The 23,960-nt window shown below is 51.9% G+C and carries 23 protein-coding genes; 7 read left to right on the top strand and 16 right to left on the bottom strand.

Translation table 11 applies throughout. The features are described 5' to 3' along the window. Window positions 1–58 precede the first annotated feature (58 nt). Complete coding sequence (locus tag ACJHXB_RS14345; protein ID WP_001024937.1) at window positions 59–661, top strand: YebB family permuted papain-like enzyme; 603 nt, start codon at window positions 59–61, stop codon at window positions 659–661. 1 nt (window position 662) lies between these two features. On the opposite strand, the gene ruvC is transcribed toward ACJHXB_RS14345, so the two are convergent. From ruvC to aspS, 4 genes are all read right to left on the bottom strand, one after another. Then, the gene (gene ruvC / locus ACJHXB_RS14340; RefSeq protein WP_001295503.1) at window positions 663–1,184 is read right to left on the bottom strand and encodes a crossover junction endodeoxyribonuclease RuvC; all 522 of its coding nucleotides are present in this window, start codon (window positions 1,182–1,184) and stop codon (window positions 663–665) included. Between the two features lie 34 nt (window positions 1,185–1,218). Further along, on the bottom strand, window positions 1,219–1,959 hold the full coding sequence (locus ACJHXB_RS14335; RefSeq protein WP_000907234.1) for a YebC/PmpR family DNA-binding transcriptional regulator: 741 nt from the start codon (window positions 1,957–1,959) through the stop codon (window positions 1,219–1,221). Between the two features lie 28 nt (window positions 1,960–1,987). Next, window positions 1,988–2,440, bottom strand: a complete 453-nt coding sequence (gene nudB, locus ACJHXB_RS14330; RefSeq protein ID WP_001308712.1) for a dihydroneopterin triphosphate diphosphatase — start codon at window positions 2,438–2,440, stop codon at window positions 1,988–1,990. Window positions 2,441–2,557: 117 nt separating this feature from the next. Further along, entirely contained in the window at window positions 2,558–4,330 is a 1,773-nt protein-coding gene (gene aspS / locus ACJHXB_RS14325) for an aspartate--tRNA ligase (RefSeq protein ID WP_001258662.1), read from the bottom strand. A gap of 309 nt (window positions 4,331–4,639) precedes the next feature. On the opposite strand from aspS, the gene ACJHXB_RS14320 reads away from it, so the two are divergent. The 5 genes from ACJHXB_RS14320 to cmoB are packed head-to-tail and all read left to right on the top strand — an operon-like array spanning window position 4,640 to window position 8,221. Next, window positions 4,640–5,206: a hydrolase gene (locus ACJHXB_RS14320; protein WP_000891612.1), complete on the top strand. Its 567-nt coding sequence runs from the start codon at window positions 4,640–4,642 to the stop codon at window positions 5,204–5,206. Continuing rightward, window positions 5,203–6,021: a DUF72 domain-containing protein gene (locus ACJHXB_RS14315; RefSeq protein ID WP_000639287.1), complete on the top strand. Its 819-nt coding sequence runs from the start codon at window positions 5,203–5,205 to the stop codon at window positions 6,019–6,021. Before ACJHXB_RS14320 ends, ACJHXB_RS14315 begins: the two co-directional genes overlap by 4 nt. A gap of 52 nt (window positions 6,022–6,073) precedes the next feature. Beyond that, window positions 6,074–6,469: an MAPEG family protein gene (locus ACJHXB_RS14310; protein WP_000252980.1), complete on the top strand. Its 396-nt coding sequence runs from the start codon at window positions 6,074–6,076 to the stop codon at window positions 6,467–6,469. 40 nt (window positions 6,470–6,509) lie between these two features. Beyond that, entirely contained in the window at window positions 6,510–7,253 is a 744-nt protein-coding gene (gene cmoA, locus ACJHXB_RS14305) for a carboxy-S-adenosyl-L-methionine synthase CmoA (protein WP_000019591.1), read from the top strand. After that, on the top strand, window positions 7,250–8,221 hold the full coding sequence (cmoB, locus tag ACJHXB_RS14300; protein ID WP_000564725.1) for a tRNA 5-methoxyuridine(34)/uridine 5-oxyacetic acid(34) synthase CmoB: 972 nt from the start codon (window positions 7,250–7,252) through the stop codon (window positions 8,219–8,221). Before cmoA ends, cmoB begins: the two co-directional genes overlap by 4 nt. Before the next feature lie 34 nt (window positions 8,222–8,255). On the opposite strand, the gene torZ is transcribed toward cmoB, so the two are convergent. From torZ to ACJHXB_RS14280, 4 genes are all read right to left on the bottom strand, one after another. Beyond that, window positions 8,256–10,685, bottom strand: a complete 2,430-nt coding sequence (torZ, locus tag ACJHXB_RS14295; RefSeq protein WP_000176801.1) for a trimethylamine N-oxide reductase TorZ — start codon at window positions 10,683–10,685, stop codon at window positions 8,256–8,258. Window positions 10,686–10,709: 24 nt separating this feature from the next. Next, entirely contained in the window at window positions 10,710–11,810 is a 1,101-nt protein-coding gene (locus tag ACJHXB_RS14290) for a NapC/NirT family cytochrome c (RefSeq protein ID WP_001565003.1), read from the bottom strand. A gap of 385 nt (window positions 11,811–12,195) precedes the next feature. Then, on the bottom strand, window positions 12,196–12,942 hold the full coding sequence (gene cutC / locus ACJHXB_RS14285; RefSeq protein ID WP_001185732.1) for a copper homeostasis protein CutC: 747 nt from the start codon (window positions 12,940–12,942) through the stop codon (window positions 12,196–12,198). Window positions 12,943–12,955: 13 nt separating this feature from the next. Further along, window positions 12,956–13,522, bottom strand: a complete 567-nt coding sequence (locus ACJHXB_RS14280; protein WP_001304291.1) for a VOC family protein — start codon at window positions 13,520–13,522, stop codon at window positions 12,956–12,958. 215 nt (window positions 13,523–13,737) lie between these two features. Here ACJHXB_RS14280 and argS point away from each other — a divergent pair, with 215 nt between their 5' ends. Further along, the gene (argS, locus tag ACJHXB_RS14275) at window positions 13,738–15,471 is read left to right on the top strand and encodes an arginine--tRNA ligase (protein WP_001025308.1); all 1,734 of its coding nucleotides are present in this window, start codon (window positions 13,738–13,740) and stop codon (window positions 15,469–15,471) included. Window positions 15,472–15,523: 52 nt separating this feature from the next. On the opposite strand, the gene flhe is transcribed toward argS, so the two are convergent. The 8 genes from flhe to tap form a co-directional block, all read right to left on the bottom strand. Further along, the gene (gene flhe / locus ACJHXB_RS14270; protein ID WP_001259590.1) at window positions 15,524–15,916 is read right to left on the bottom strand and encodes a flagellar protein FlhE; all 393 of its coding nucleotides are present in this window, start codon (window positions 15,914–15,916) and stop codon (window positions 15,524–15,526) included. Continuing rightward, entirely contained in the window at window positions 15,916–17,994 is a 2,079-nt protein-coding gene (gene flhA, locus ACJHXB_RS14265; protein WP_000066967.1) for a flagellar biosynthesis protein FlhA, read from the bottom strand. The genes flhe and flhA overlap by 1 nt, the downstream gene beginning before the upstream one ends. Beyond that, complete coding sequence (gene flhB / locus ACJHXB_RS14260; RefSeq protein ID WP_001278954.1) at window positions 17,987–19,135, bottom strand: flagellar biosynthesis protein FlhB; 1,149 nt, start codon at window positions 19,133–19,135, stop codon at window positions 17,987–17,989. The genes flhA and flhB overlap by 8 nt, the downstream gene beginning before the upstream one ends. 188 nt (window positions 19,136–19,323) lie before the next feature. After that, window positions 19,324–19,968, bottom strand: coding sequence for a protein phosphatase CheZ (cheZ, locus tag ACJHXB_RS14255; protein ID WP_000983609.1), 645 nt, complete (start codon window positions 19,966–19,968; stop codon window positions 19,324–19,326). 10 nt (window positions 19,969–19,978) lie between these two features. Then, window positions 19,979–20,368 carry a chemotaxis response regulator CheY gene (gene cheY / locus ACJHXB_RS14250; RefSeq protein ID WP_000763867.1) on the bottom strand — a complete coding sequence of 130 codons (390 nt, stop codon included), beginning with the start codon at window positions 20,366–20,368 and terminating at the stop codon, window positions 19,979–19,981. 14 nt (window positions 20,369–20,382) lie between these two features. Then, complete coding sequence (gene cheB, locus ACJHXB_RS14245; protein WP_000036384.1) at window positions 20,383–21,432, bottom strand: protein-glutamate methylesterase/protein glutamine deamidase; 1,050 nt, start codon at window positions 21,430–21,432, stop codon at window positions 20,383–20,385. Between the two features lie 2 nt (window positions 21,433–21,434). Further along, window positions 21,435–22,295 (bottom strand): protein-glutamate O-methyltransferase CheR, encoded by an 861-nt coding sequence (gene cheR, locus ACJHXB_RS14240; protein WP_000204333.1) that lies wholly within the window; start codon window positions 22,293–22,295, stop codon window positions 21,435–21,437. A gap of 18 nt (window positions 22,296–22,313) precedes the next feature. Beyond that, complete coding sequence (gene tap, locus ACJHXB_RS14235) at window positions 22,314–23,915, bottom strand: methyl-accepting chemotaxis protein IV (RefSeq protein ID WP_000483224.1); 1,602 nt, start codon at window positions 23,913–23,915, stop codon at window positions 22,314–22,316. Window positions 23,916–23,960: the final 45 nt, after the last annotated feature.

Below are 23,960 nucleotides of genomic sequence, written 5' to 3'. Positions count from 1 at the left end.
AAAAATAAATTTTTTATGCTATTACGTATATTCGTATCTATTTCAATGGAATGACAACGTGAATATTAATTATCCTGCTGAATATGAAATTGGTGATATCGTCTTTACATGTATAGGTGCTGCCTTATTTGGTCAAGTATCAGCTGCATCAAATTGCTGGAGTAATCACGTCGGGATCATTATCGGTCATAACGGTGAAGACTTCCTGGTTGCAGAAAGCCGGGTTCCCCTTTCAACCATCACCACGCTATCTCGTTTTATTAAACGTTCTTCTAATCAACGCTATGCTATAAAGCGATTAGACGCCGGGCTTACAGAACAACAAAAACAACGAATTGTTGAACAGGTTCCCTCCCGGCTACGCAAACTTTACCACACCGGTTTTAAATACGAATCTTCGCGCCAGTTCTGTTCAAAATTTGTTTTTGATATTTATAAAGAGGCGCTATGTATTCCGGTGGGTGAAATAGAGACGTTTGGAGAATTGTTAAATAGCAATCCGAATGCAAAACTCACTTTCTGGAAATTCTGGTTCCTGGGTTCTATTCCGTGGGAGCGTAAAACCGTCACGCCAGCCAGTTTGTGGCATCATCCGGGTTTGGTGTTGATTCATGCGGAGGGAGTGGAAACGCCTCAGCCGGAACTGACCGAGGCGGTATAACTTAACGCAGTCGCCCTCTCGCCAGGTTCAGCCGCGATTCGCTCATCTGCATCGCATTCTGACTGACGTGACAATGGGTAATCGCGATAGCTAACGCATCGGCGGCGTCCGCTTGTGGATTAGCGGGCAGTTTCAGCAAGGTGCGGACCATATGCTGCACCTGGCTTTTTTCAGCACTACCAATACCTACCACCGTTTGCTTTACCTGACGTGCCGCATATTCAAATACCGGCAATTCCTGATTCACCGCCGCCACAATCGCCACGCCGCGTGCCTGCCCCAGTTTCAGGGCTGAGTCAGCGTTCTTCGCCATAAAGACTTGTTCAATGGCGAAATAATCAGGCTGGAACTGGGTAATGATTTCCGTCACGCCCGCATAGATGAGCTTCAGACGAGACGGTAAATCATCCACTTTGGTGCGTATGCATCCGCTACCCAGGTAGGAGAGTTGCCTGCCTACCTGGCGGATGACGCCATAGCCGGTCACGCGCGAACCCGGGTCAATGCCGAGAATAATAGCCATCACGCGTCTCCGTTTTGCTGTTTAGCAGGCCCCATCAGAGAGTCGCTGCAACCTCATCAGAGATTTCACCGTTATGGTAGACTTCCTGCACGTCGTCGCAATCTTCCAGCATATCGATCAGACGCATCAGTTTCGGTGCGGTTTCTGCATCCATATCAGCTTTGGTGGACGGGATCATGGAAACTTCCGCGCTGTCTGCTTTCAGACCTGCCGCTTCCAGAGCGTCGCGTACTTTGCCCATTTCTTCCCATGCAGTGTAGACATCAATCGCGCCGTCATCATAGGTCACAACGTCTTCAGCACCTGCTTCCAGCGCTGCTTCCATGATGGTGTCTTCATCGCCTTTCTCGAAGGAGATCACGCCTTTTTTGCTGAACAGATAAGCTACGGAACCATCAGTACCGAGGTTACCGCCACATTTACTGAATGCATGGCGCACTTCAGCAACGGTACGGTTGCGGTTGTCAGACAGACATTCAATCATGATTGCCGTGCCGCCAGGACCGTAACCTTCGTAGATGATGGTTTCCATGTTTGCATCATCATCACCGCCCACACCACGTGCAATTGCGCGGTTCAGAGTGTCACGAGTCATGTTGTTAGACAGTGCTTTATCAATTGCTGCACGCAGACGCGGGTTAGCGTCCGGATCGCCACCGCCGAGCTTAGCTGCAGTTACCAGCTCACGAATGATTTTAGTGAAGATTTTACCGCGCTTAGCATCCTGCGCAGCTTTACGATGTCTGGTGTTGGCCCATTTACTATGACCTGCCATAAAAATATCTCCAGATAGCCCTGCCTGTTCAGGCAGCGTTAATTACAAACTGTTCAATCGCCTGCCGGTTGCTCCAGGACTTAGTGAGCGCCGCCGCAGCAGGCGCATCAAGCCACTTGTAGGCCAGATGTTCAGTGAAGACGACCTGGCGTTCGTGCGGGAGCGCAAGACAGAACCATGATTCCGTATTACGCGTCACGCCCGGCGCATAGCGATGACGTAAATGTGAAAAAATTTCAAATTCTACCGTGCGCTGACAGTCAATTAAGGTCAGTTGTTCAGCGACAACATCGATGGTGACCTCTTCCTTTACTTCGCGCATGGCAGCTTGCGGCGCGGTTTCACCCTCTTCCACGCTGCCGGTTACCGACTGCCAGAAATCGGGATCGTCACGCCGCTGCAACATCAGCACCCGTTTCGTATCTTGTGCATAGATGACCACTAAGATCGAAACGGGACGCTTATACACTTTATCCTTCACGCTGCCTCTTCGTTGACTGCCTTCGCTCATCCCATTCACATAGTTATCTATGCTCATGGGAGTTCACTCAGTTGCCGCCTCGATGCAACGCGAATGATTTCGTGTATTTGAGTCATATCAGTTATTCTCTGCCTTCTTCACAACCTGAATGCTCAGCTCAGCCAGTGCAGTCGGGTTAGCAAAGCTCGGTGCTTCAGTCATCAGACATGCTGCCGCCGTGGTTTTCGGGAAGGCGATAACGTCACGGATGTTGTCGGTGCCGGTCAGCAGCATGGTCAGACGGTCAAGACCGAATGCCAGACCTGCGTGCGGCGGAGTACCGTATTTCAGGGCGTCGAGCAGGAAGCCGAATTTCTCGCGCTGTTCCTCTTCGTTGATACCCAGAATACCAAACACCGTCTGCTGCATATCACCATTATGGATACGCACAGAACCACCGCCCACTTCGTAACCATTGATGACCATATCGTAAGCGTTCGCCACCGCATTTTCTGGTGCAGCTTTCAGTTCTGCAGCAGTCATGTCTTTCGGTGAGGTGAACGGATGGTGCATTGCCGTCAGGCCGCCTTCACCGTCGTCTTCAAACATCGGGAAGTCGATAACCCACAGCGGTGCCCATTTGCTTTCGTCGGTCAGACCAAGGTCTTTACCCACTTTCAGGCGCAGTGCGCCCATCGCGTCGGCAACAATTTTCTTGTTGTCGGCACCGAAGAAAATCATATCGCCATCTTGCGCGGCAGTACGATCCAGGATGGCTTCGATGATTTCTGCATTAAGGAACTTAGCTACCGGGCTGTTGATACCTTCCAGACCTTTCGCGCGCTCGTTAACTTTAATGTAAGCCAGACCTTTCGCGCCGTAGATTTTAACGAAGTTACCGTATTCGTCGATCTGTTTACGGGTCAGCGATGCGCCGCCCGGAACGCGCAGAGCCGCTACGCGACCTTTCGGATCGTTCGCCGGACCTGCAAATACTGCAAATTCAACGGATTTCAGCAGATCGGCAACGTCGGTCAGTTCCATCGGGTTACGCAGATCCGGTTTATCAGAACCATAACGGCGTTCTGCTTCTGCAAAGGTCATTACCGGGAAATCGCCCAGATCCACGCCCTTCACTTCCAGCCACAGATGACGCACCAGCGCTTCCATCACTTCACGCACTTGCGGCGCGGTCATGAAAGAAGTTTCCACATCGATCTGAGTAAATTCAGGCTGACGATCAGCGCGCAGGTCTTCGTCACGGAAGCATTTAACGATCTGATAGTAACGGTCAAAGCCGGACATCATCAGCAGCTGTTTGAACAACTGTGGGGATTGCGGCAGTGCGTAGAATTTACCTTTGTGCACACGAGAAGGCACCAGGTAGTCACGCGCGCCTTCCGGCGTGGCTTTGGTCAGCATCGGAGTTTCGATGTCGAGGAAGCCGTGGTCATCCATAAAACGGCGCACCAGGCTGGTGATTTTAGCGCGGGTTTTCAGGCGCTGAGCCATTTCCGGGCGACGCAGGTCGAGGTAGCGGTATTTCAGACGCGCTTCTTCGGTGTTGACGTGGTTAGAGTCAAGCGGCAGAACATCTGCACGGTTGATGATAGTCAGCGAGGACGCCAGTACTTCGATTTCGCCAGTCGCCATATCGCGGTTAATATTTTTTTCGTCACGCGCACGTACGGTGCCCGTGACCTGAATGCAGAACTCATTACGCAGTTCAGAGGCCAGCTTTAACGCGTCCGCACGATCCGGATCGAAAAATACCTGCACGATACCTTCGCGGTCGCGCATATCGATGAAGATCAGGCTACCAAGATCACGACGACGGTTGACCCAACCACACAGAGTCACCTGCTGCCCCACGTGGGACAAACGGAGCTGTCCACAATATTCTGTACGCATGAGATATCCCTTAACTTAGCTGCCGGCGGATGCCCCCTGCTGCGCAGGTGACCAAGTCGCAGCGTTAGCTGTATGTCACAACTGAATGAAAAAAGGCGGCTATTATACTGGAAATTCTGCCGCACCGTAAGAGCCTGGCCCGCGCTGGAACGCCTCGTTACCACTTTATATCGGGCCTGAAATCAGACTCTACGCCAGTTTGCTATAAAGGTGTTGCCCGAACTCATAAAAATTAACAAAATTTGTCGTTCCGCCATCGGCTAATCGCATTAAGGTGAGAGGCACGATTTTGTTTTGTCAGGAGTCATCATGCTTGAACTTAATGCTAAAACCACCGCGCTGGTGGTGATTGATTTACAAGAAGGCATCTTACCTTTTGCCGGTGGCCCGCATACTGCCGATGAGGTGGTTAATCGCGCCGGGAAGCTGGCGGCGAAATTTCGCGCTAGCGGTCAGCCCGTGTTTCTGGTGCGCGTTGGCTGGTCTGCCGATTATGCCGAAGCATTAAAACAGCTGGTTGATGCCCCCTCCCCCGCTAAAGTGTTACCCGAAAACTGGTGGCAACATCCTGCTGCACTAGGTGCAACCGACAGCGATATCGAAATCATCAAACGTCAATGGGGTGCGTTTTACGGTACGGATCTGGAGTTGCAATTACGCCGCCGGGGTATCGATACAATAGTATTATGTGGGATCTCGACCAATATCGGTGTTGAATCCACCGCCCGCAATGCCTGGGAACTCGGTTTTAACCTGGTGATCGCCGAAGACGCCTGCAGCGCCGCCAGCGCCGAGCAGCACAATAACAGCATCAACCATATCTACCCACGCATCGCCCGTGTGCGCAGTGTGGAAGAGATCCTCCACGCGTTATGATTTACATCGGTCTGCCGCAATGGTCGCATCCTAAATGGGTGCGGTTGGGGATCACCAGCCTTGAAGAGTATGCCCGCCACTTTAACTGTGTGGAGGGCAACACCACGCTTTACGCCCTGCCGAAATCCGAGGTTGTCCTGCGCTGGCGTGAGCAGACCACAGATGACTTCCGCTTCTGTTTTAAGTTTCCGGCGACCATTTCGCATCAGGCAGCATTACGGCATTGCGATGATTTAGTGACTGAATTTTTGACCCGCATGTCACCGTTAGCGCCGCGCATTGGGCAATACTGGCTGCAACTGCCTGCCACATTTGGCCCACGGGATCTGCCTGCGCTTTGGCATTTTCTCGATTCTCTTCCCGGCGAATTTAATTATGGTGTGGAAGTCCGCCATCCACAGTTTTTCGCCAAAGGGGAAGAGGAACAAACGCTTAATCGCGGTTTACATCAGCGCGGCGTTAATCGGGTGATTTTAGACAGCCGCCCGGTTCATGCAGCACGTCCACACAGTGAAGCTATTCGCGACGCTCAACGAAAAAAACCTAAAGTTCCGGTACATGCTGTACTGACGGCGACAAATCCGCTGATCCGTTTTATCGGTAGTGATGATATGACGCAAAACCGGGAATTATTTCAGGTCTGGTTACAAAAATTAGCGCAGTGGCATCAGACCACTACGCCTTATCTTTTTTTACATACGCCAGATATTGCCCAGGCCCCGGAACTGGTACATACCCTGTGGGAAGACTTACGTAAAACGCTTCCAGAGATCGGAGCAGTTCCGGCTATTCCACAGCAATCTTCTCTTTTCTGAATTTGCCACCTATCATAGACAGGTGCCATCGGCCATTTTAAAGGGAGTTTGTATGGTAAGCGCGCTATATGCCGTTTTAAGTGCGTTGTTATTAATGAAGTTCTCTTTTGATGTCGTTCGCCTGCGAATGCAGTACCGCGTTGCCTATGGCGACGGCGGTTTTAGCGAACTGCAAAGCGCTATTCGCATTCATGGCAATGCGGTGGAATATATTCCCATCGCGATTGTGCTGATGCTGTTTATGGAAATGAATGGCGCAGAAACCTGGATGGTGCATATTTGCGGCATCGTTTTGCTTGCTGGTCGTCTGATGCATTATTACGGTTTTCATCACCGTCTGTTCCGCTGGCGACGTTCCGGCATGAGCGCCACCTGGTGTGCGCTGTTGCTGATGGTGCTGGCGAATCTTTGGTATATGCCCTGGGAGTTGGTTTTCTCCCTGCGTTAGCGCACAATACGCCACTTTCTTTTTCCCGGATTTTTACGTTATGTCTCACCGCGACACGCTATTTTCTGCCCCTATCGCCAGACTGGGCGACTGGACCTTTGATGAACGGGTAGCTGAAGTCTTCCCGGATATGATCCAGCGTTCCGTTCCCGGCTATTCCAATATTATTTCCATGATTGGTATGTTAGCCGAGCGCTTCGTTCAACCTGGTACGCAGGTTTACGATCTGGGTTGTTCTCTGGGCGCGGCGACGCTCTCGGTGCGTCGCAACATTCATCATGATAATTGTAAAATTATCGCCATCGACAATTCCCCGGCAATGATTGAACGCTGCCGCCGTCATATCGACGCCTATAAAGCGCCTACGCCTGTTGACGTTATTGAAGGTGATATTCGTGATATTGCCATTGAAAACGCGTCGATGGTGGTACTGAATTTTACCCTGCAATTCCTGGAACCTTCCGAGCGTCAGGCGTTACTGGATAAAATTTATCAAGGGCTGAACCCGGGCGGTGCGCTGGTGCTTTCGGAAAAATTCAGTTTCGAAGATGCCAAAGTTGGTGAATTGCTGTTCAACATGCACCACGACTTTAAACGTGCTAACGGTTACAGCGAACTGGAGATCAGCCAGAAGCGCAGCATGCTGGAAAACGTGATGCTAACCGATTCTGTGGAAACCCATAAAGCACGCCTGCATCAAGCTGGTTTTGAGCATAGCGAGCTGTGGTTCCAGTGCTTTAACTTTGGTTCCCTGGTGGCATTAAAAGCAGAGGACGCTGCATGATCGACTTTGGTAACTTTTATTCTCTGATTGCCAAAAATCATCTTTCACACTGGCTGGAAACGCTGCCCGCGCAGATTGCTAACTGGCAGCGCGAGCAGCAGCACGGGCTGTTTAAGCAGTGGTCCAACGCGGTGGAATTTCTGCCTGAAATTAAACCGTATCGTCTGGATTTATTGCATAGCGTAACCGCCGAAAGCGAAGAGCCACTGAGCGCCGGGCAAATTAAACGCATTGAAACGCTGATGCGCAACCTGATGCCGTGGCGCAAAGGGCCGTTCTCACTGTATGGCGTCAACATCGATACCGAATGGCGTTCCGACTGGAAATGGGATCGCGTTCTGCCCCATCTTTCTGATTTAACCGGGCGCACCATTCTTGATGTCGGCTGTGGCAGCGGTTATCACATGTGGCGCATGATTGGCGCAGGCGCGCACCTCGCGGTGGGAATCGACCCTACGCAACTGTTTCTGTGCCAGTTTGAAGCGGTGCGTAAACTACTGGGTAACGATCAGCGCGCACATTTGTTACCGTTAGGTATTGAACAGCTTCCGGCATTGAAAGCCTTTGATACCGTCTTTTCGATGGGCGTGCTTTATCATCGTCGTTCACCGCTGGAGCATCTCTGGCAGTTGAAAGATCAACTGGTCAATGAAGGCGAACTGGTGCTTGAAACGCTGGTTATTGATGGTGATGAGAACACGGTGCTGGTGCCGGGCGATCGTTACGCGCAAATGCGTAATGTCTATTTCATCCCTTCCGCGCTGGCGCTGAAAAACTGGCTGAAGAAGTGTGGTTTTGTTGATATTCGCATTGCGGATGTGAGCGTTACCACCACAGAAGAGCAGCGACGCACCGAATGGATGGTTACTGAATCGCTGGCCGATTTTCTCGACCCGCATGATCCGGGTAAGACGGTAGAAGGTTATCCTGCGCCTAAACGCGCGGTACTGATTGCGCGCAAGCCGTAAAGATTAGCGCCTGTTTCCGGGCGCTTTTCACGTCTTATGCCTGAACAGCTGGCTGATCAAACGCCGTTAACTTCGGTGCATTGCCCGTATATTTTTCGATATACACCAGCGCAGAGTTACCGGCACAGGCATTTGCCAGCTGAGAGCTGGGGATATCCGCCGTTAACACGTTCGCACTGCCGTTTTTACACAAGCCATTTTCCAGATCTGGCCATGCACCTTCATGCACGCATACCACGCCTTTTTTGATCCCGTCAGTCACCACCGCGCCTGTCAGAATCTGACCACGTTTGTTCCAGACACGCACCAGATCGCCATTCGCAATACCAAAGCGAGCAGCATCTTCGGTGTGAATAGTGATCGGTTCACGATCGGCAACCGCATATTTTTTACGCAGTTCCGCATAGTTAAGCTGACTGTGTAAACGGTGTGCCGGATGTGCGGTCAGAAGCTGCAACTGCTTATCGTCGGCGGAACCTTTCCACTCATCAGGCGCAAGCCAGGTTGGGTGTGCCGGGCAATCCTTATAGCCAAATTTTTCCAGCGTTTTGGAGTAAATCTCAATTTTGCCGCTTGGCGTACCCAGCGCATTTTTCACCGGATCGGCGCGGAAATCACCATAACGAACGTACTGTTCGTTCTTCTCGCTGCGGCGCATTTCGATCAGTTTATTTTGCTGCCAGAAAGCATTAAACATCGGCATAGTCACGCGTTGCGCACGCGCACCTTTCTGAGCGGCATCATAGAAAAATTTCAGCCACGCCATTTCATCTCTACCTTCGGTATAGATCTCTTTTCCGCCAGGTTTGAGTAATTCAGCAAGATCGGCAAACACGTCAAAATCGTTACGCGCTTCAAATTGCGCAGCGACAACCTGCTTCATCGGTACAATATGCTGGTTGCTGTAATCACCGGTCATCGTCAAGTCATTGCGCTCAAACGATGTGGTGATCGGTAATACGATATCTGCATGTTTAGCAGCTGCGGTCCAGTAGCATTCAGAAACGACGATCATCTCCGGTTTCTGCCATGCTTTAATCAGACGATTAGTATCCTGGTGATGGGTAAAGTTACCGCCACCCGCCCACCAGATCATTTTGATATTCGGATACGTTTGTTCTTTACCGTTATGCTGATATTTGCCGCCAGGATTTTCCAGCGCATCGACGATACGGGCAACAGGAATCGCCGTCATTCCGCCATCATCAGCGGCCTCACTGGCCTGTCCGGCAATCGCCGCAGACATTTCCGGCAGCACGCCGCCAACACGCGTCGGGTTACCACCGTTTGAGTAATGATAAGAGAAACCAAACCCGCCGCCCGGTGTACCAATCTGCCCTAACATCGCCGCCAGCGTCACCAACATCCAGTGTTTCTGTTCACCATATTGCTGGCGCTGAATTCCCCAGCCAGCCATCAGCATTGTGCGATTCGCCGCCATCAGTTCAGCGAGTTTGACTATCTGCGCTTCCGGTACGCCAGTAATTTCCGCCGCCCAGGCCGCGCTCTTCGGGGTATTATCGCTCTTACCTGTCAGATACTCTTCAAACTGCGGATATCCGGTAGTGTATTTTTCAAGGAACACTTTATCGTGTTTGCTTTGTGTCATCAGGGTATGCGCGATCCCTAACATCAGTGCCACGTCGGTGCCCATATTCGGCGCGATCCAGGTGGCATTATCGCCAAAGAATTCGATGGTTTCGGAGCGAATAGGATCAATGGCAATCACGGGTTTGCCAGATTTTTTCAGCTGATGGAAATATTCCAGCCCTTGCTCATCGGTACTGCTCCAGGCAATTTTTAAGGTATTCAGCGGGTTCATGCCCCACAACACCACCACCTGACTATTTTCCAGAATCAGCGGCCAGGAAGTCTGCTGTTCATAGACCTCCACAGAACCGACAACGTGCGGCATGATCACCTGTGCCGCCCCGGTTGAATAATCGCCGCTATGCCCGGAATAACCGCCCGCCAGGTTCATATAACGTTGCAGTAAGGTTTGCGCTTTATGCAACACGCCAGAAGATCGCCAGCCGTAAGATCCGGCAAAAATGGCCGATGGTCCGTTAGCTTTACGAATACGATCGTGTTGCTCATGAATCAGTTTTAATGCTTGTTCCCAGCTCACCTGTACATAGGTATCTTCGCCACGACCTTTTGCCGGTTGCAGTGGATTATCGAGATAGCTTTTTCTCACCATCGGATGCTGAATACGCGCCGTGGTGTGTACCTGATCCGCCGCCGTAGACTGTAAGGAGTTCGGTATGGTTTTCGCCAACGCGCCTGTCGAAGAAACAATCTTGCCGTCCTTCACTTCTACGTTCATCGCTCCCCAACGGCCCGCGGTGAGGATTTTGCCACCCTTCTCTTCTGCCCATGCGGGTAGCGGTGCAGCCGATGTCACCACCAGCGCCCCAGCGGCAATACCGCTGTGTTTAATAAATTCACGTCTTGTTAATGTCATAACTTCCTCCCTGATCAACGAGGATCACTGTTTCTCGGTAATATCTTTGGCGTTGTACTGGAAGTACCGCGTCAAAATGTCCAGTTCGTTTTCGCTCATGCTGGTTCGCGCACCCATTCCTTTGGCAATGGACGGCCATGCATTGACGGTGTAATGGTCAGCGGCAATAGGGGCATGGCAACCAGCGCAATAGGTATCGTCAAGTTTTTCAGCGTATTGCCATAGAGGTTTACGGTCCGCTAATGCGGGATCGGTAAGCACACCCTGTAAAGACGCCTGACGCCATTGATTACCGTATTCGTCAGCCTGCCATTCCCCGTTTACCGTCAGCGCCTTGATACCTTCTTCACTTAATGTGGCTAGCGCCAGCCGTTGACCTGCCGCCAGGTAGAGCGTGCTTTCACTGCCCTGCATTTGATAACCCTGCAACAGAACGATCGGCTGTTTGCCACTGGCATCAACGACGGTGAGATCGGTACCAGGATTCACAGTGGCCAGTTCGCCTATGCGGGAAGGTTTGAAAGGATAAATATGTGCGCCATTGGTCACAGAAGTGGCAGCCTGACTTTCCAGTTCATGCGCCGCGTTGTCATCCATTTTTATTTCTGGCGGAAAATGGGCAATGCCTTTATGACAATCGATACAGGTTTCGCCGTCCTTTTGCGCTTTGTTATGCATTTTCTGCGCAGATTCACCTTGCGAGGCAATATCCATGGCATCAAAAGAATGGCAACTACGACACGTTGCAGAATCAGTTGCTTTTAATTCTTTCCATACTGTTTCGGCCATTTCCTGACGATGCGTTTCGAATTTATCGTCACTGTCTATTTTGCCGCTAACAAATTCATGATAAATATCTTTAGAAGCTTTTAATTTAGCAAATAAATAATCCATCCCTGACTTTGGAATATGGCAATCGGCACATTCCGCACGTATCCCTTTCTGGTTAGAAAAGTGGACAGTTCCCTGATATTCCTCAAAAGGTTTACTCATCGAGTGGCAGGAAAGGCAAAATGCGGTATCCGACGTTTTATGTAAGGCTTTTTGCGCCAGCAATAACCCGCCACCACCAACCACAACCGCTATCAGCAAAAACAATAACCCAATGCGTTTTTTCCCTCGCATAGATTCCTCTAATTAATTCCAGAACACCGAAATCATTGTATAATTAAATATACAACGAATTGACCGCTTGCATAATTCGGCACAACACTGCCTGAAATAATCGATAAAGAATATGATTTATTACAATGTAATCATTAATTGCTAAGGAATAACCCAGTTGTTATTTAGAATATATATTTGTCAGTTTTAGTAATTTAAATTACATAATTAATATGAATATATAAAAATTTTTAGCACAACGCTATGTGCACTGTCACCCGCTCAACAGATCGCGGTAATCGTTCATTTTTTATACTATTCAGGGATAAAAAAAGGCCCCTGTTGAAATTGCAGGGGCCTGGTACGAGCAAGCATCATATTGGGCGACATGATGCAACGGTAAAAATCATTTGGCCTGATGGCGTTCAATGATTCCTTTCATTTCAGCAACCGCCGCCCCGTCTACGACATAACGCGAATACTCGTCCGCGTGTGCATCTGATGACATGGACAATCCTTGATTACGATAACGCATTGGTGAGGCTTGCCACGCTCCCGCGGAGCTATGGACTTCCAGCACTCCGGCATCGAGGAAGTGGTGCAGGTTTTCTGCACGGACTCCTGCTCCGGCCATAATGATTGGAGCATCACCATGGGCAATAAGTTCCATAATTTTTGATAAACCTTGCAGTGCGTCTGATTTTTGCCCTGATGTCAGTACCCGAGCAACGCCCAATTCCGCAAGATTATTGAGTGTATTTAAAGGGTTAGCGCACATATCGAAGGCGCGATGAAAAGTCACTGCCAGCGGACCGGCAGCAGCCATTATTTTTTCCATTCGTGGCATATCGACATTCCCGTCAACATCGAGAACGCCCGTCACCAGTCCAGGAAAACCTAATTCGCGGACTGTGCGCACATCCTCAAGAATGGCGGCAAATTCACCGTCGCTGTAGCAAAAATCACCACCGCGTGGGCGAATAATAGGATGCACAGGGATCGTCACCCGCTGGCGTACGGATTTCAGTACCCCCAACGACGGCGTTAAGCCCCCCTCTTTTGGGGCTGCGCATAATTCAACTCTGTCTGCGCCGTTTTGCTGCGCCGTTAGCGCGCATTCCATGCTGTAACAGCAAATTTCCAGTAATGCCATTTTTGCTCCTTAATTACGCCGACTGCTCGCTGGCAACAATCTCTTCAATGGACCACGGATGAAATTTAATGGTCGTTTTGCCATCGGTGACCGCCAGCGTCGGATTCGGTAATCGTTCATGCTCACCTTTTGGCGAACTGGTTTTAACTGAGATCCCCGGTAGGCTGAGTCCTTCATCAGAAAGCAATGCCAGCGCACGGGCATTCAGCGTTTCTGGATCACCCGGCAGAACGATTTCAATATGTTCCCAACCTTCGTGCGGGTAACGTTTTTCCCCGGGCCACGGTAGCTCCACTATGGAAAACTGCCAGTGCGCAACCTGTACCGGTTCATGCAATTTAAACAGACAAATCGGCCTGCCATTGATCATATTTTCTGACAAAAGCTCGCCGCACTGTTCAAACCCGCGACGCCAGCGTTCAGCGGTGACGTTTTGATGGCAACGCAAAGAAATGTGATCGGCAGTCAGTGGAGTGATATCCAACCCCAGACGGCGGGAAAGTTCATCTAATGCGTGGGTAAATCGCGGTAAATCCGATGCAATATCCTGCAGCTCGTCGATAGATTGCCAGTTCGCCATAATCACTCTTCGTCTTTCAGTAAAAGCGTTAATTTACCCTGTTGCCCTGCGCCAACCAACCGCTGATTTCACGCCGCTTCTGATGCAATAGTGAAAACGGCAATACGCCACGCGCACGTTGCTGACGAAAACAGCCATTTGCAGTATACTCCCGCCCTAATTTCTTTAACTGGTGCGGGCAATTTTTGCTCGCTTCATCAATGTAAGGTATTCCGGTGAATATTCAGGCTCTTCTCTCAGAAAAAGTCCGTCAGGCCATGATTGCGGCAGGCGCGCCTGCGGATTGCGAACCGCAGGTTCGTCAGTCAGCAAAAGTTCAGTTCGGCGACTATCAGGCTAACGGCATGATGGCAGTTGCTAAAAAACTGGGTATGGCACCGCGACAATTAGCAGAGCAGGTGCTGACTCATCTGGATCTTAACGGTATCGCCAGCAAAGTTGAGATCGCGGGTCCTGGCTTTATCAACATTTTTCTTGATCCAGCCTTCCTGGCTGATCATGTTCAGCAGGCGCTGGCGTCCGATCGTCTCGGTGTTGCTACGCCAGAAAAACAGACCATTGTGGTTGACTACTCCGCTCCGAACGTGGCGAAAGAGATGCACGTCGGTCACCTGCGCTCTACCATTATTGGTGACGCGGCAGTGCGTACTCTGGAGTTCCTCGGTCACAAAGTGATTCGCGCGAACCACGTCGGCGACTGGGGTACTCAGTTCGGTATGCTGATTGCGTGGCTGGAAAAGCAGCAGCAAGAAAACGCCGGTGAAATGGAGCTGGCTGACCTTGAAGGTTTCTACCGCGATGCGAAAAAGCATTACGACGAAGATGAAGAGTTTGCCGAGCGTGCACGTAACTACGTAGTCAAACTGCAAAGCGGTGACGAATATTTCCGCGAGATGTGGCGCAAACTGGTCGACATCACCATGACGCAGAACCAGATCACCTACGATCGTCTCAACGTGACGTTGACCCGCGATGACGTCATGGGTGAAAGTCTCTACAACCCAATGCTGCCGGGTATCGTGGCGGACCTGAAAGCCAAAGGTCTGGCAGTAGAAAGTGAAGGCGCGACCGTCGTATTCCTTGATGAGTTCAAAAACAAGGAAGGCGAACCGATGGGCGTGATCATTCAGAAGAAAGATGGTGGCTATCTCTACACCACCACTGATATCGCCTGTGCGAAATATCGTTATGAAACATTGCATGCCGATCGCGTGCTGTATTACATCGACTCCCGTCAGCATCAACACCTGATGCAGGCGTGGGCTATCGTCCGTAAAGCAGGCTATGTACCGGAATCCGTACCGCTGGAACACCACATGTTCGGCATGATGCTGGGCAAAGACGGCAAACCGTTCAAAACCCGTGCTGGCGGTACGGTGAAACTGGCCGATCTGCTGGATGAAGCCCTGGAACGCGCACGCCGTCTGGTGGCAGAGAAAAACCCGGACATGCCAGCTGACGAGCTGGAAAAACTGGCTAACGCGGTTGGTATTGGTGCGGTGAAATATGCAGATCTCTCCAAAAACCGCACTACCGACTACATCTTCGACTGGGACAACATGCTGGCGTTTGAGGGTAATACCGCGCCATACATGCAGTATGCTTACACGCGTGTATTGTCCGTGTTCCGTAAAGCAGAAATTGACGAAGAGCAACTGGCTGCAGCTCCGGTTATCATCCGTGAAGATCGTGAAGCGCAACTGGCAGCTCGCCTGCTGCAGTTTGAAGAAACCCTCACCGTGGTTGCCCGTGAAGGCACGCCGCATGTGATGTGTGCTTACCTGTACGATCTGGCTGGTCTGTTCTCTGGCTTCTACGAGCACTGCCCGATCCTCAGCGCAGAAAACGAAGAAGTGCGTAACAGCCGTCTGAAACTGGCACAACTGACGGCGAAGACGCTGAAACTGGGTCTGGATACGCTGGGTATTGAGACAGTAGAGCGTATGTAATCGCGTTATACGGCAAAAGCCGATGTCATGGCAGACATCGGCTTTTTTATCATTAACGATAATTCACAATCACTTCATTACGTTGTACTTTCAGCGGCGGAATTAACCGCCCACCGCCAGGCACTTCCCAGATAAATCGCAACGGTTCTATCGCCGGTATACCGGAAAAGGCCACGGTGGTTCCACTCTGCCCTTCTAATTCGACACAACGAGATTGTGAACACAAGCGAACCCGCAGTCCTGCAGGTGTCGGGCCGATAAGCTGATAACGCCACGCCACCAGCGTCATCAATCCTGCAGCAGGTTGTCGAGTAGAAAGAGGCGCTGACGACATCGACTCACCACGGTGATTCAGCGTAACGCCCACACTACTCGCCTGCCACATCCCCTCCCCCGCGGCTTGCACCAGCAGCGGAAACAATAATATTGCTAATAAGGTTCTCATCATTTACCGCCAATTGTCGCCGTCATGCGGATATGTCGGTTATCAGATAGTTCCAGATTCGACAGCACCACTAACTGCGGCAGGCTGCGGCGCAGGAAACGAGACAATAATGGTCGCAGCGCGTGGTTCACCAACAATACAGGCGGCGCACCCAACATCTCCTGACGGGATAGCGCTTCCTGAGTTTGCGCCAGCAAACGATCCGCCAGCCCTGGCTCCAGTCCGCCCCCACCCTGCAACGCCTGTAGTAACAAACGTTCCAGCGGCGTATCAAGGCCAATAACATGGACTTCATCTTTGCCAGGAAACCACTGCTGGGTAATCGCCCGTCCCAACGCCACGCGCACGACGGCGGTTAATTCATGTGGATCGCTCTGGATGGGCGCATGTTCCGCCAGCGTTTCGAGAATGGTGCGCATATCGCGAATCGGTACTTTTTCATCGAGCAGATTTTGCAGCACTTTATGCAGTGTGGTGAGCGTGACGACGCCAGGAACGAGATCTTCCGTCAGCTTTGGCATCTCCTGGGCGACGCGATCCAACAGCTGTTGCGCCTCCTGACGACCAAACAGCTCTGCGGCATGCTGGCTAATGAGGTGGTTAAGATGCGTTGCCACCACCGTGCTGGCCTCAACCACGGTGTACCCCTGAATCTGCGCCTGTTCTTTAAGCGCACTTTCAATCCAGATAGCATTCAGGCCAAATGCCGGATCGACGGTCGCCTCACCAGGTAACGTCCCGGCAGCGGTACCAGGGTTAATCGCCAACCAACGCCCCGGATAAGCATCACCACTGCCTATCTCCACGCCTTTCATCAAAATGCGATAGCGGGCAGGTTGCAGATCCATATTGTCGCGAATGTGCACCACCGGCGGCAGAAACCCCATCTCCTGGGCAAATTTCTTGCGAATACTGCGTATACGGCCCAGCAACTCACCATCCTGCTGGAAATCGACCATCGGGATCAGGCGATAACCCACTTCCATTCCCAGAGAATCTTCCAGTTGTACATCGTTCCACGTCGCTTCGACAACGGCATTATTCTCTGCCATTTTTACCGGTTTTGGTTCGGCAGGCGCTTTTTGTTCACGTCCGCGGATCCACCAGGCCAGCCCCAGCAATCCGGCAGTGAACAGCAAAAATACCAGGTTCGGCATTCCAGGCACCAGGCCGAGTAAACCGAGCACGGCGGCGCTTAACAACATAACGCTTGGGTTACTGAAAAGCTGATTCACCATCTGCTCGCCAACATCCTGATCGGTGCTGACACGCGTAACGATGACCCCCGCGGCGGTAGAAATCACCAACGCCGGAATTTGTGCCACCAGACCGTCGCCAATGGTCAATAGCGTATAACTTTCCGCCGCGTGTCCCATGCTCATGCCATGTTGCAGCACACCGACCAGCAACCCACCGACAACGTTTATGACCATGATAAGGATCCCGGCGATGGCATCGCCGCGAACAAACTTACTAGCCCCGTCCATTGAACCGTAAAAATCGGCTTCCTGAGTCACTTCGGAGCGGCGTTTTTTCGCCTCATCTTCACCAATCAATCCGGCGTTAAGGTCGGCGTCAATCGCCATCTGCTTACCCGGCATACCATCGAGAACAAAGCGCGCGCCCACTTCCGCAATACGCCCGGCACCTTTGGTGATAACCATAAAGTTGATGATCACGAGAATGACGAACACCACGATACCGATAGCGAAATTGCCACCAACGAGGAAGTGACCGAACGCTTCGACCACCTTTCCAGCCGCCGCCGCGCCGGTATGCCCTTCCATCAAAATGATACGGGTTGAAGCCACGTTAAGTGCCAGACGCAACAGCGTGGTAAACAACAGAATGGTCGGAAACGCAGCAAACTCAAGCGTGCGCTGGGTAAACATCGCCACCAGCAACACCATGATCGACAAGGCAATATTGAAGGTAAACAACAGGTCGAGTATGAATGCGGGCAGTGGCAGCACCATCATCGACAAGATCAACAGGATCAAAATCGGTCCGGCAAGGATCTGCCATTGTGTCGATTTCAGGTTTGCGGGCAGGCGCAGCATCGCGGCCAGATTACTCATGGGTCGGTTTCTCGTTAATAAAATCCAGGGCTTCCGGCACCGGAAGATGAGTAGGTTGTACAGGGCGCTGTCCACCAGCCAGACGCCAGCGTTTCAGTTGCCAGACCCAGGCCAGCACTTCCGCCACTGCGGCGTACAGTTGACCCGGGATTTGTTGACCGATCTCCGCATGTCGATACAGCGCTCGCGCCAGCGGCGGCGCTTCAAGCGTCGGGACGTTATTTTCAGCGCCAATTTCACGAATGCGCAGCGCGACCAGCCCTGCACCTTTAGCGACCACTTTCGGTGCGCTCATTTTGTTTTCGTCATACTGCAACGCTACCGAATAGTGGGTCGGGTTATTGACAATGACATCCGCTTTCGGCACATCGGCCATCATCCGACGCCGTGCAGCCGCTCGCTGCATCTGACGTATCCGCCCTTTAACATGGGGGTCGCCTTCGCTTTGTTTGAACTCATCACGAATATCCTGCCGCGACATACGCAGCTTTTTCAGGTGGCTGAAGATTTGGAAAAAGACGTCAAATCCCACCATTGGAATGACACCAAGCACCACCAGCAGTGCGCATAGCCCTACCAGATCCATCGCATTACCCATGGCGGTAATCGGAGACTCTGCCATTAAGCGCATCATCTGCGGCCAGTGATGCCAGAGAAAAAACCCCGTCACGCTGCCAACCAGGATGGTTTTCAAAATTGCTTTAAGTAACTCCGCGCCAGTCTGTGCCGAGAACATCCGTTTAATCCCCGGTAGCGGGTTGAGTTTGGAAAACTTCGGCTGCAAGGATTTGCCGCTAAATACCAGCCCTCCCAGCATGACCGGAGAAATGAGCGCCACCAGCACCACGCCGCTAATCAGCGGCAGCAGCGCCAGCATGGCTTCTCTGATCAGCAGAATAATTTGCCCGAGGATCAGATTCGGGTCATTGATAATACTGTGATCAAAATGCAGCCCAGCGGAGAGCATGCCCGACAATCGACGGGCCAGCGACACACCGCCAAACCAGATAACACTAACGCCCACCAGCAAAATCAGCAGTGAAGTCAGTTCACGGGAACGCGGGATTTGCCCCTCTTCCCGCGCTTTTTCTAGTCGGTGAGGTGTGGGGGCTTCTGTTTTGTCGTCGCTCTCGTCAGACACGTCGCCAATCCTGGAAAGAGTATTAAGCGTAAATGATGCCAGAGCGCAAAGCGTTCAATGGTTTGAGTAAGGGGCAAAACAGGCGGGATTTAGGGCTTTTGCTGCCACACATCAAGCATAGTATGCGTTTGTCGGATGCGGCGTCATCGCCTGATATGACGTGGTCACGCCACATCAGGCAATACAAATCAAAATCCAAGACTATCCAACAAATCGTCCACCTGATCCTGACTGGCTACCACACCGGCTTTGCTGGTATCGACCTGAGGTCCATTAAGCAAACTCTGGTTTTCACGTTTTGGACGCGACTCCTGTTCCGGGATGTTTTCCAACAGCACCATCAACAACTGGCGTTCGATCTCCTGAATGACATCCATCATCCGCTTAATGACCTGTCCGGTGAGATCCTGAAAATCCTGCGCCATCATGATTTCCAGCAGTTGCGCGTTAGTAAAGCTGGTATGCGCGGGGACATCTGCCAGAAATTGCCGCGTATCTGTTACCAGTTCTCGGGCGTCGGCAAGGTCAATCGGATCGGCAAACCAGTCATCCCAACGTTGGGTTAACGCTTTTGCTGATTTCTCCATTTGATCCTGATGCGGTTGTGACGCCTCAACACTGTTCAGCGCCCGCTCAGCAGCCTGGGCGGTCATCTGCACAACATAGTACAAACGATCGCGCGCATCGGGGATGGCTTCCGCCGCTTCGGCAATGGCCTGATCCAGCCCCAGCTCCCGCAAACTGTCGCGCAGCATACGCGTCAGGCTGCCGATGCGCGCAATGATATCGCCAGCTGAATGCTCGTCAGCAGGTTTGATTGATGGTTGCATCATAGTCGCATCCTCACATGCCCAGTTTCTCAAAGATTTTGTTGAGTTTTTCCTCCAGCGTCGCGGCGGTAAATGGCTTCACCACATAGCCACTGGCCCCCGCTTGCGCCGCAGCAATGATGTTCTCTTTCTTCGCTTCTGCAGTCACCATTAACACTGGCAATGCCGACATCGCCCCATCCGCACGAATCGTTTTCAGCAACTCCAGGCCATCCATATTGGGCATGTTCCAGTCGGAGATAACAAATCCATAACCGCCTGCCTGCAACTTATTGAGAGCGTCGACGCCATCTTCCGCTTCCTCAACATTATTGAATCCCAGCTCTTTCAGCAGGTTACGCACTATGCGTCGCATGGTGGAAAAGTCATCCACAACCAAAAATTTAAGTTCTTTATCCGCCATTTCACACTCCTGATTTAAATTCGTATCGCCTGTCCGGCACTAATTTTTGCCAGCATTTGCTGGCTTACCTGGCTAAGATCGACCACTTCGCAAACACCACCCATATTGATGGCCTCGCGCGGCATGCCGAACACCACGCAACTTGCTTCGTTTTGCGCAAGGGTCCATGCCCCCGCCTGACGCATCGCCAACATTCCCGCCGCGCCGTCGTTGCCCATACCGGTCAGGATCACCCCAACCGCATTACGCCCCGCCTGTTTGGCGACAGAATGGAACAACACATCTACCGAAGGCCGATGACGGTTAACCGCCGGGCCGTCGTGAATTTTGATTTGATAATTTGCGCCACTACGCGCCAGCTCCATATGCCGATCGCCCGGCGCAATATAGGCATGCCCCGGCAAGACACGTTCTCCGTCTTCGGCTTCTTTAACCCCGATCTGGCAAAGCTTATTAAGTCTGTCGGCAAAAGAGCGGGTGAAACCGGGCGGCATATGCTGGGTAATTAACAGTGCCGGGCTGGAAAGCGGCAACGGTTGCAGTACGTGACGAATTGCCTCAGTTCCACCCGTTGAAGCACCAATCACAATCAGTTTTTCAGAACTCAACAACGGCCCTGCCTTCAGCGTTGTCGGTGCCGACAATGGCTTATGTGCTGCAAGGCTCGCCTTTGCTGCTGTACGCACCTTTTCAGCAATCATTTCGCTATACGCCAGCATTCCTTCGCGAATACCCAGTTGCGGTTTGGTGACAAAATCTATCGCCCCCAGCTCCAGCGCGCGCAGCGTGACTTCTGACCCTTTGCCGGTCAGGGAAGAAACCATCACTACGGGCATTGGACGCAAACGCATTAATTTTTCGAGGAAATCCAGTCCGTCCATCCGCGGCATTTCAACATCCAGCGTCAGCACATCGGGATTGAATTTCTTAATCAAATCACGCGCGACCAGCGGATCAGGGGCGGTCGCCACCATTTCCATGTCGCTATGGCTGTTGATGATTTCTGTCATGATCTGGCGCATCAGTGCCGAATCATCGACAGATAACACCCTGATTTTGCTCATCGTTAATCCTTACTTAGCGCATACACCGTCTGACCACGCAGCGTGAAGCGGCGCTCAAGGTGGCTAAAGTTTTCAGAGTGACCCGCAAACAGCAATCCGTCGGATTTAAGGAGCGGAACAAAGCGGCGCAAAATCTCCTGCTGGGTAGTTTGATCGAAGTAGATCATGACGTTACGACAGAAGATCGCATCAAACGGCCCCGGCAGGGTGTATTGTTTCGCCAGTAAATTCAGCGGGGCAAAATCAACATAGTTCGCCAGCTCCTGACGCACGCGTACCAGCCCTTCATGCGGTCCCGTCCCTCGCATGAAATACCGTTGCAGTTGCTGCGGCGTCAGGTTTTTCAACTCTTCATGGCGATAGATACCGCTTCTGGCTTTTTCCAGCACTTCGGTGTCGATATCACTGGCAAACACTTTCCAGCGTCCGGGCGCGGTGCCCAATGTGTCAGCCAGCGTCATCGCAATGCTGTACGGCTCTTCGCCGGTCGAAGCCGCCGCGCTCCATACGCGATACTCGCCAGAACGGCGACGTGCGTGATCCGCGAGCAGAGGGAAATGATGTGCCTCACGGAAAAATGCCGTCAGATTCGTGGTCAGCGAATTGATAAACGCCTGCCACTCACCGCTGTGCTGGTTAGATTCCAGCAAGTTCAAGTAATGGCCGAAATCCGTCAGTCCCAGCGAACGCAAACGACGAACCAGTCGGTTGTAAACCATGTCGCGTTTATGATCGGCCAGGACGATCCCGGCTCGTTGATAGATCAATTGACTTATCCGCCGAAAATGCGCGTCGGAAAGCGCCAGGCGCTCGGTCATCTGTAACAATAAAGACGTTTGCCCACAGGGCAGAGATGAAGTCATAGCGCCTTCTCAATCACTTCAGGATACCACTGGCGCAATTTGTAATTGCGCCGACTCATGTCGTGCTACTTCATGTTCTTCAAGGGTAAATACCGCCACACGCGACGAAAGATGGTCAGCCTGGTTCGCCAGTTGTTCCGTTGCCGTCGCCGCTTCTTCTACCAGCGAGGCGTTCTGCTGAGTCACCTGATCCATCTGGCTGACAGCCTGTGCAACCTGCTCAATCCCCCGACGTTGTTCTTCCGACGCCGAAGCAATTTCTCCCATAATGTCGTTCACGCGGGTTACCGAACTGACAATATCGGTCATGGTCGCGGCGGCGTTATTCACCAGTTTCGAACCCTGCTGGACACGATTGACTGACTCTTCGATCAGCCCTTTGATCTCTTTTGCTGCCTGGGCGCTACGGCTGGCAAGATTGCGCACTTCACCTGCCACTACCGCAAAACCACGCCCCTGCTCTCCGGCGCGAGCCGCTTCCACTGCCGCATTCAGGGCCAGAATATTGGTCTGGAAAGCAATGCCGTCGATAACGCTGATAATGTCGCCTATTTTTTGCGAGCTGGTGGCGATCTCCTGCATGGTGTGAGTCATTGTACTGACCTGAACACCGCCCGCCTGCGCCGTTGTCGCGGCATTTTTTGCCAGTTCCGACGCCTGGCGCGCGTTATCGGCGTTTTGCCCTACCGTGGCGGTTAATTGCTCCATACTGGCGGCCGTTTGTGCCAGCGATGCCGCCTGCTGTTCGGTACGACTTGAGAGATCGTTATTGCCTGCGACAATCTCCGCGATACCAATGTGCATCTCCTGGCTTCCCTTACGCACATCACTCACCGTCCCACGCAAAGCCTGCTGCATGGTCTTCAGGCTGGCAAAAATGGCGGTGATCTCATTACGACCATATACCGCAATCGGACGCGCCAGATTACCCGCAGCAATGCTGTCAAAATGGCTACCGATAATGGCCAGTGGTTGAACAATCATCTTGCGCGTCCACCACAGCGCACTGCTGATGTAGATCGCCGCAACAATAATCATGCTGATAAACACCAGCGCCGAAATCTGATAGTTACGCTGGCTTTGCGCACTGGCGGCTTCCAGCACATGGTTGATCTCCAGCTGCCAGGCCTCAAAGTTAACGTCAAACGCATTCTGTGATCCCTGCACCGGCGCAGTGAGGAAATCCGAAAGTTGATTACTTTCAAGCCAGGTCGCCTGATGTTCGAGATCGTTGTGCCAGCGGGCAAAACTTTTCTCCGTCTCTTTTTGCAATGCCCTGACGTGCTCGTTGCCCGCAGTCATCGCCATAAAACTTTTAAACAGCGTGGTGGATTGCGTCAGACTGGCGCGCGCCGTCGTCATCAACGTTTTAATGTCATCCGCCGGATAGCTAAGCGCTGTCAGAGTGCCTGCTTTGTTCAGCGCGGTACTGGCCTGTAACATTACCGCCCGAGTTTGCGCTAATGCCGCACGTTGCTGATTGCTCTGCTCGACCTGATTCAGTCGTTGCAAATCGTCGCGAAATGCCCAAAAAGACATGCCGTTACTGCCAATCTGCAAGATCCCGCAGAGAATCAAAATTAAAAACAGCGTGGTCGAAATTCGAATACGATTAAACATCAACGCTCCCCATCAGGCGGCAATGACCGCGTTAGTAAATACTCG

Source organism: Escherichia sp. WS3227_2 (genome assembly GCF_046486495.1).
GTDB classification, from domain to species: domain Bacteria; phylum Pseudomonadota; class Gammaproteobacteria; order Enterobacterales; family Enterobacteriaceae; genus Escherichia; species Escherichia coli.
This window is presented reverse-complemented; position numbering and strand designations above follow the sequence as displayed.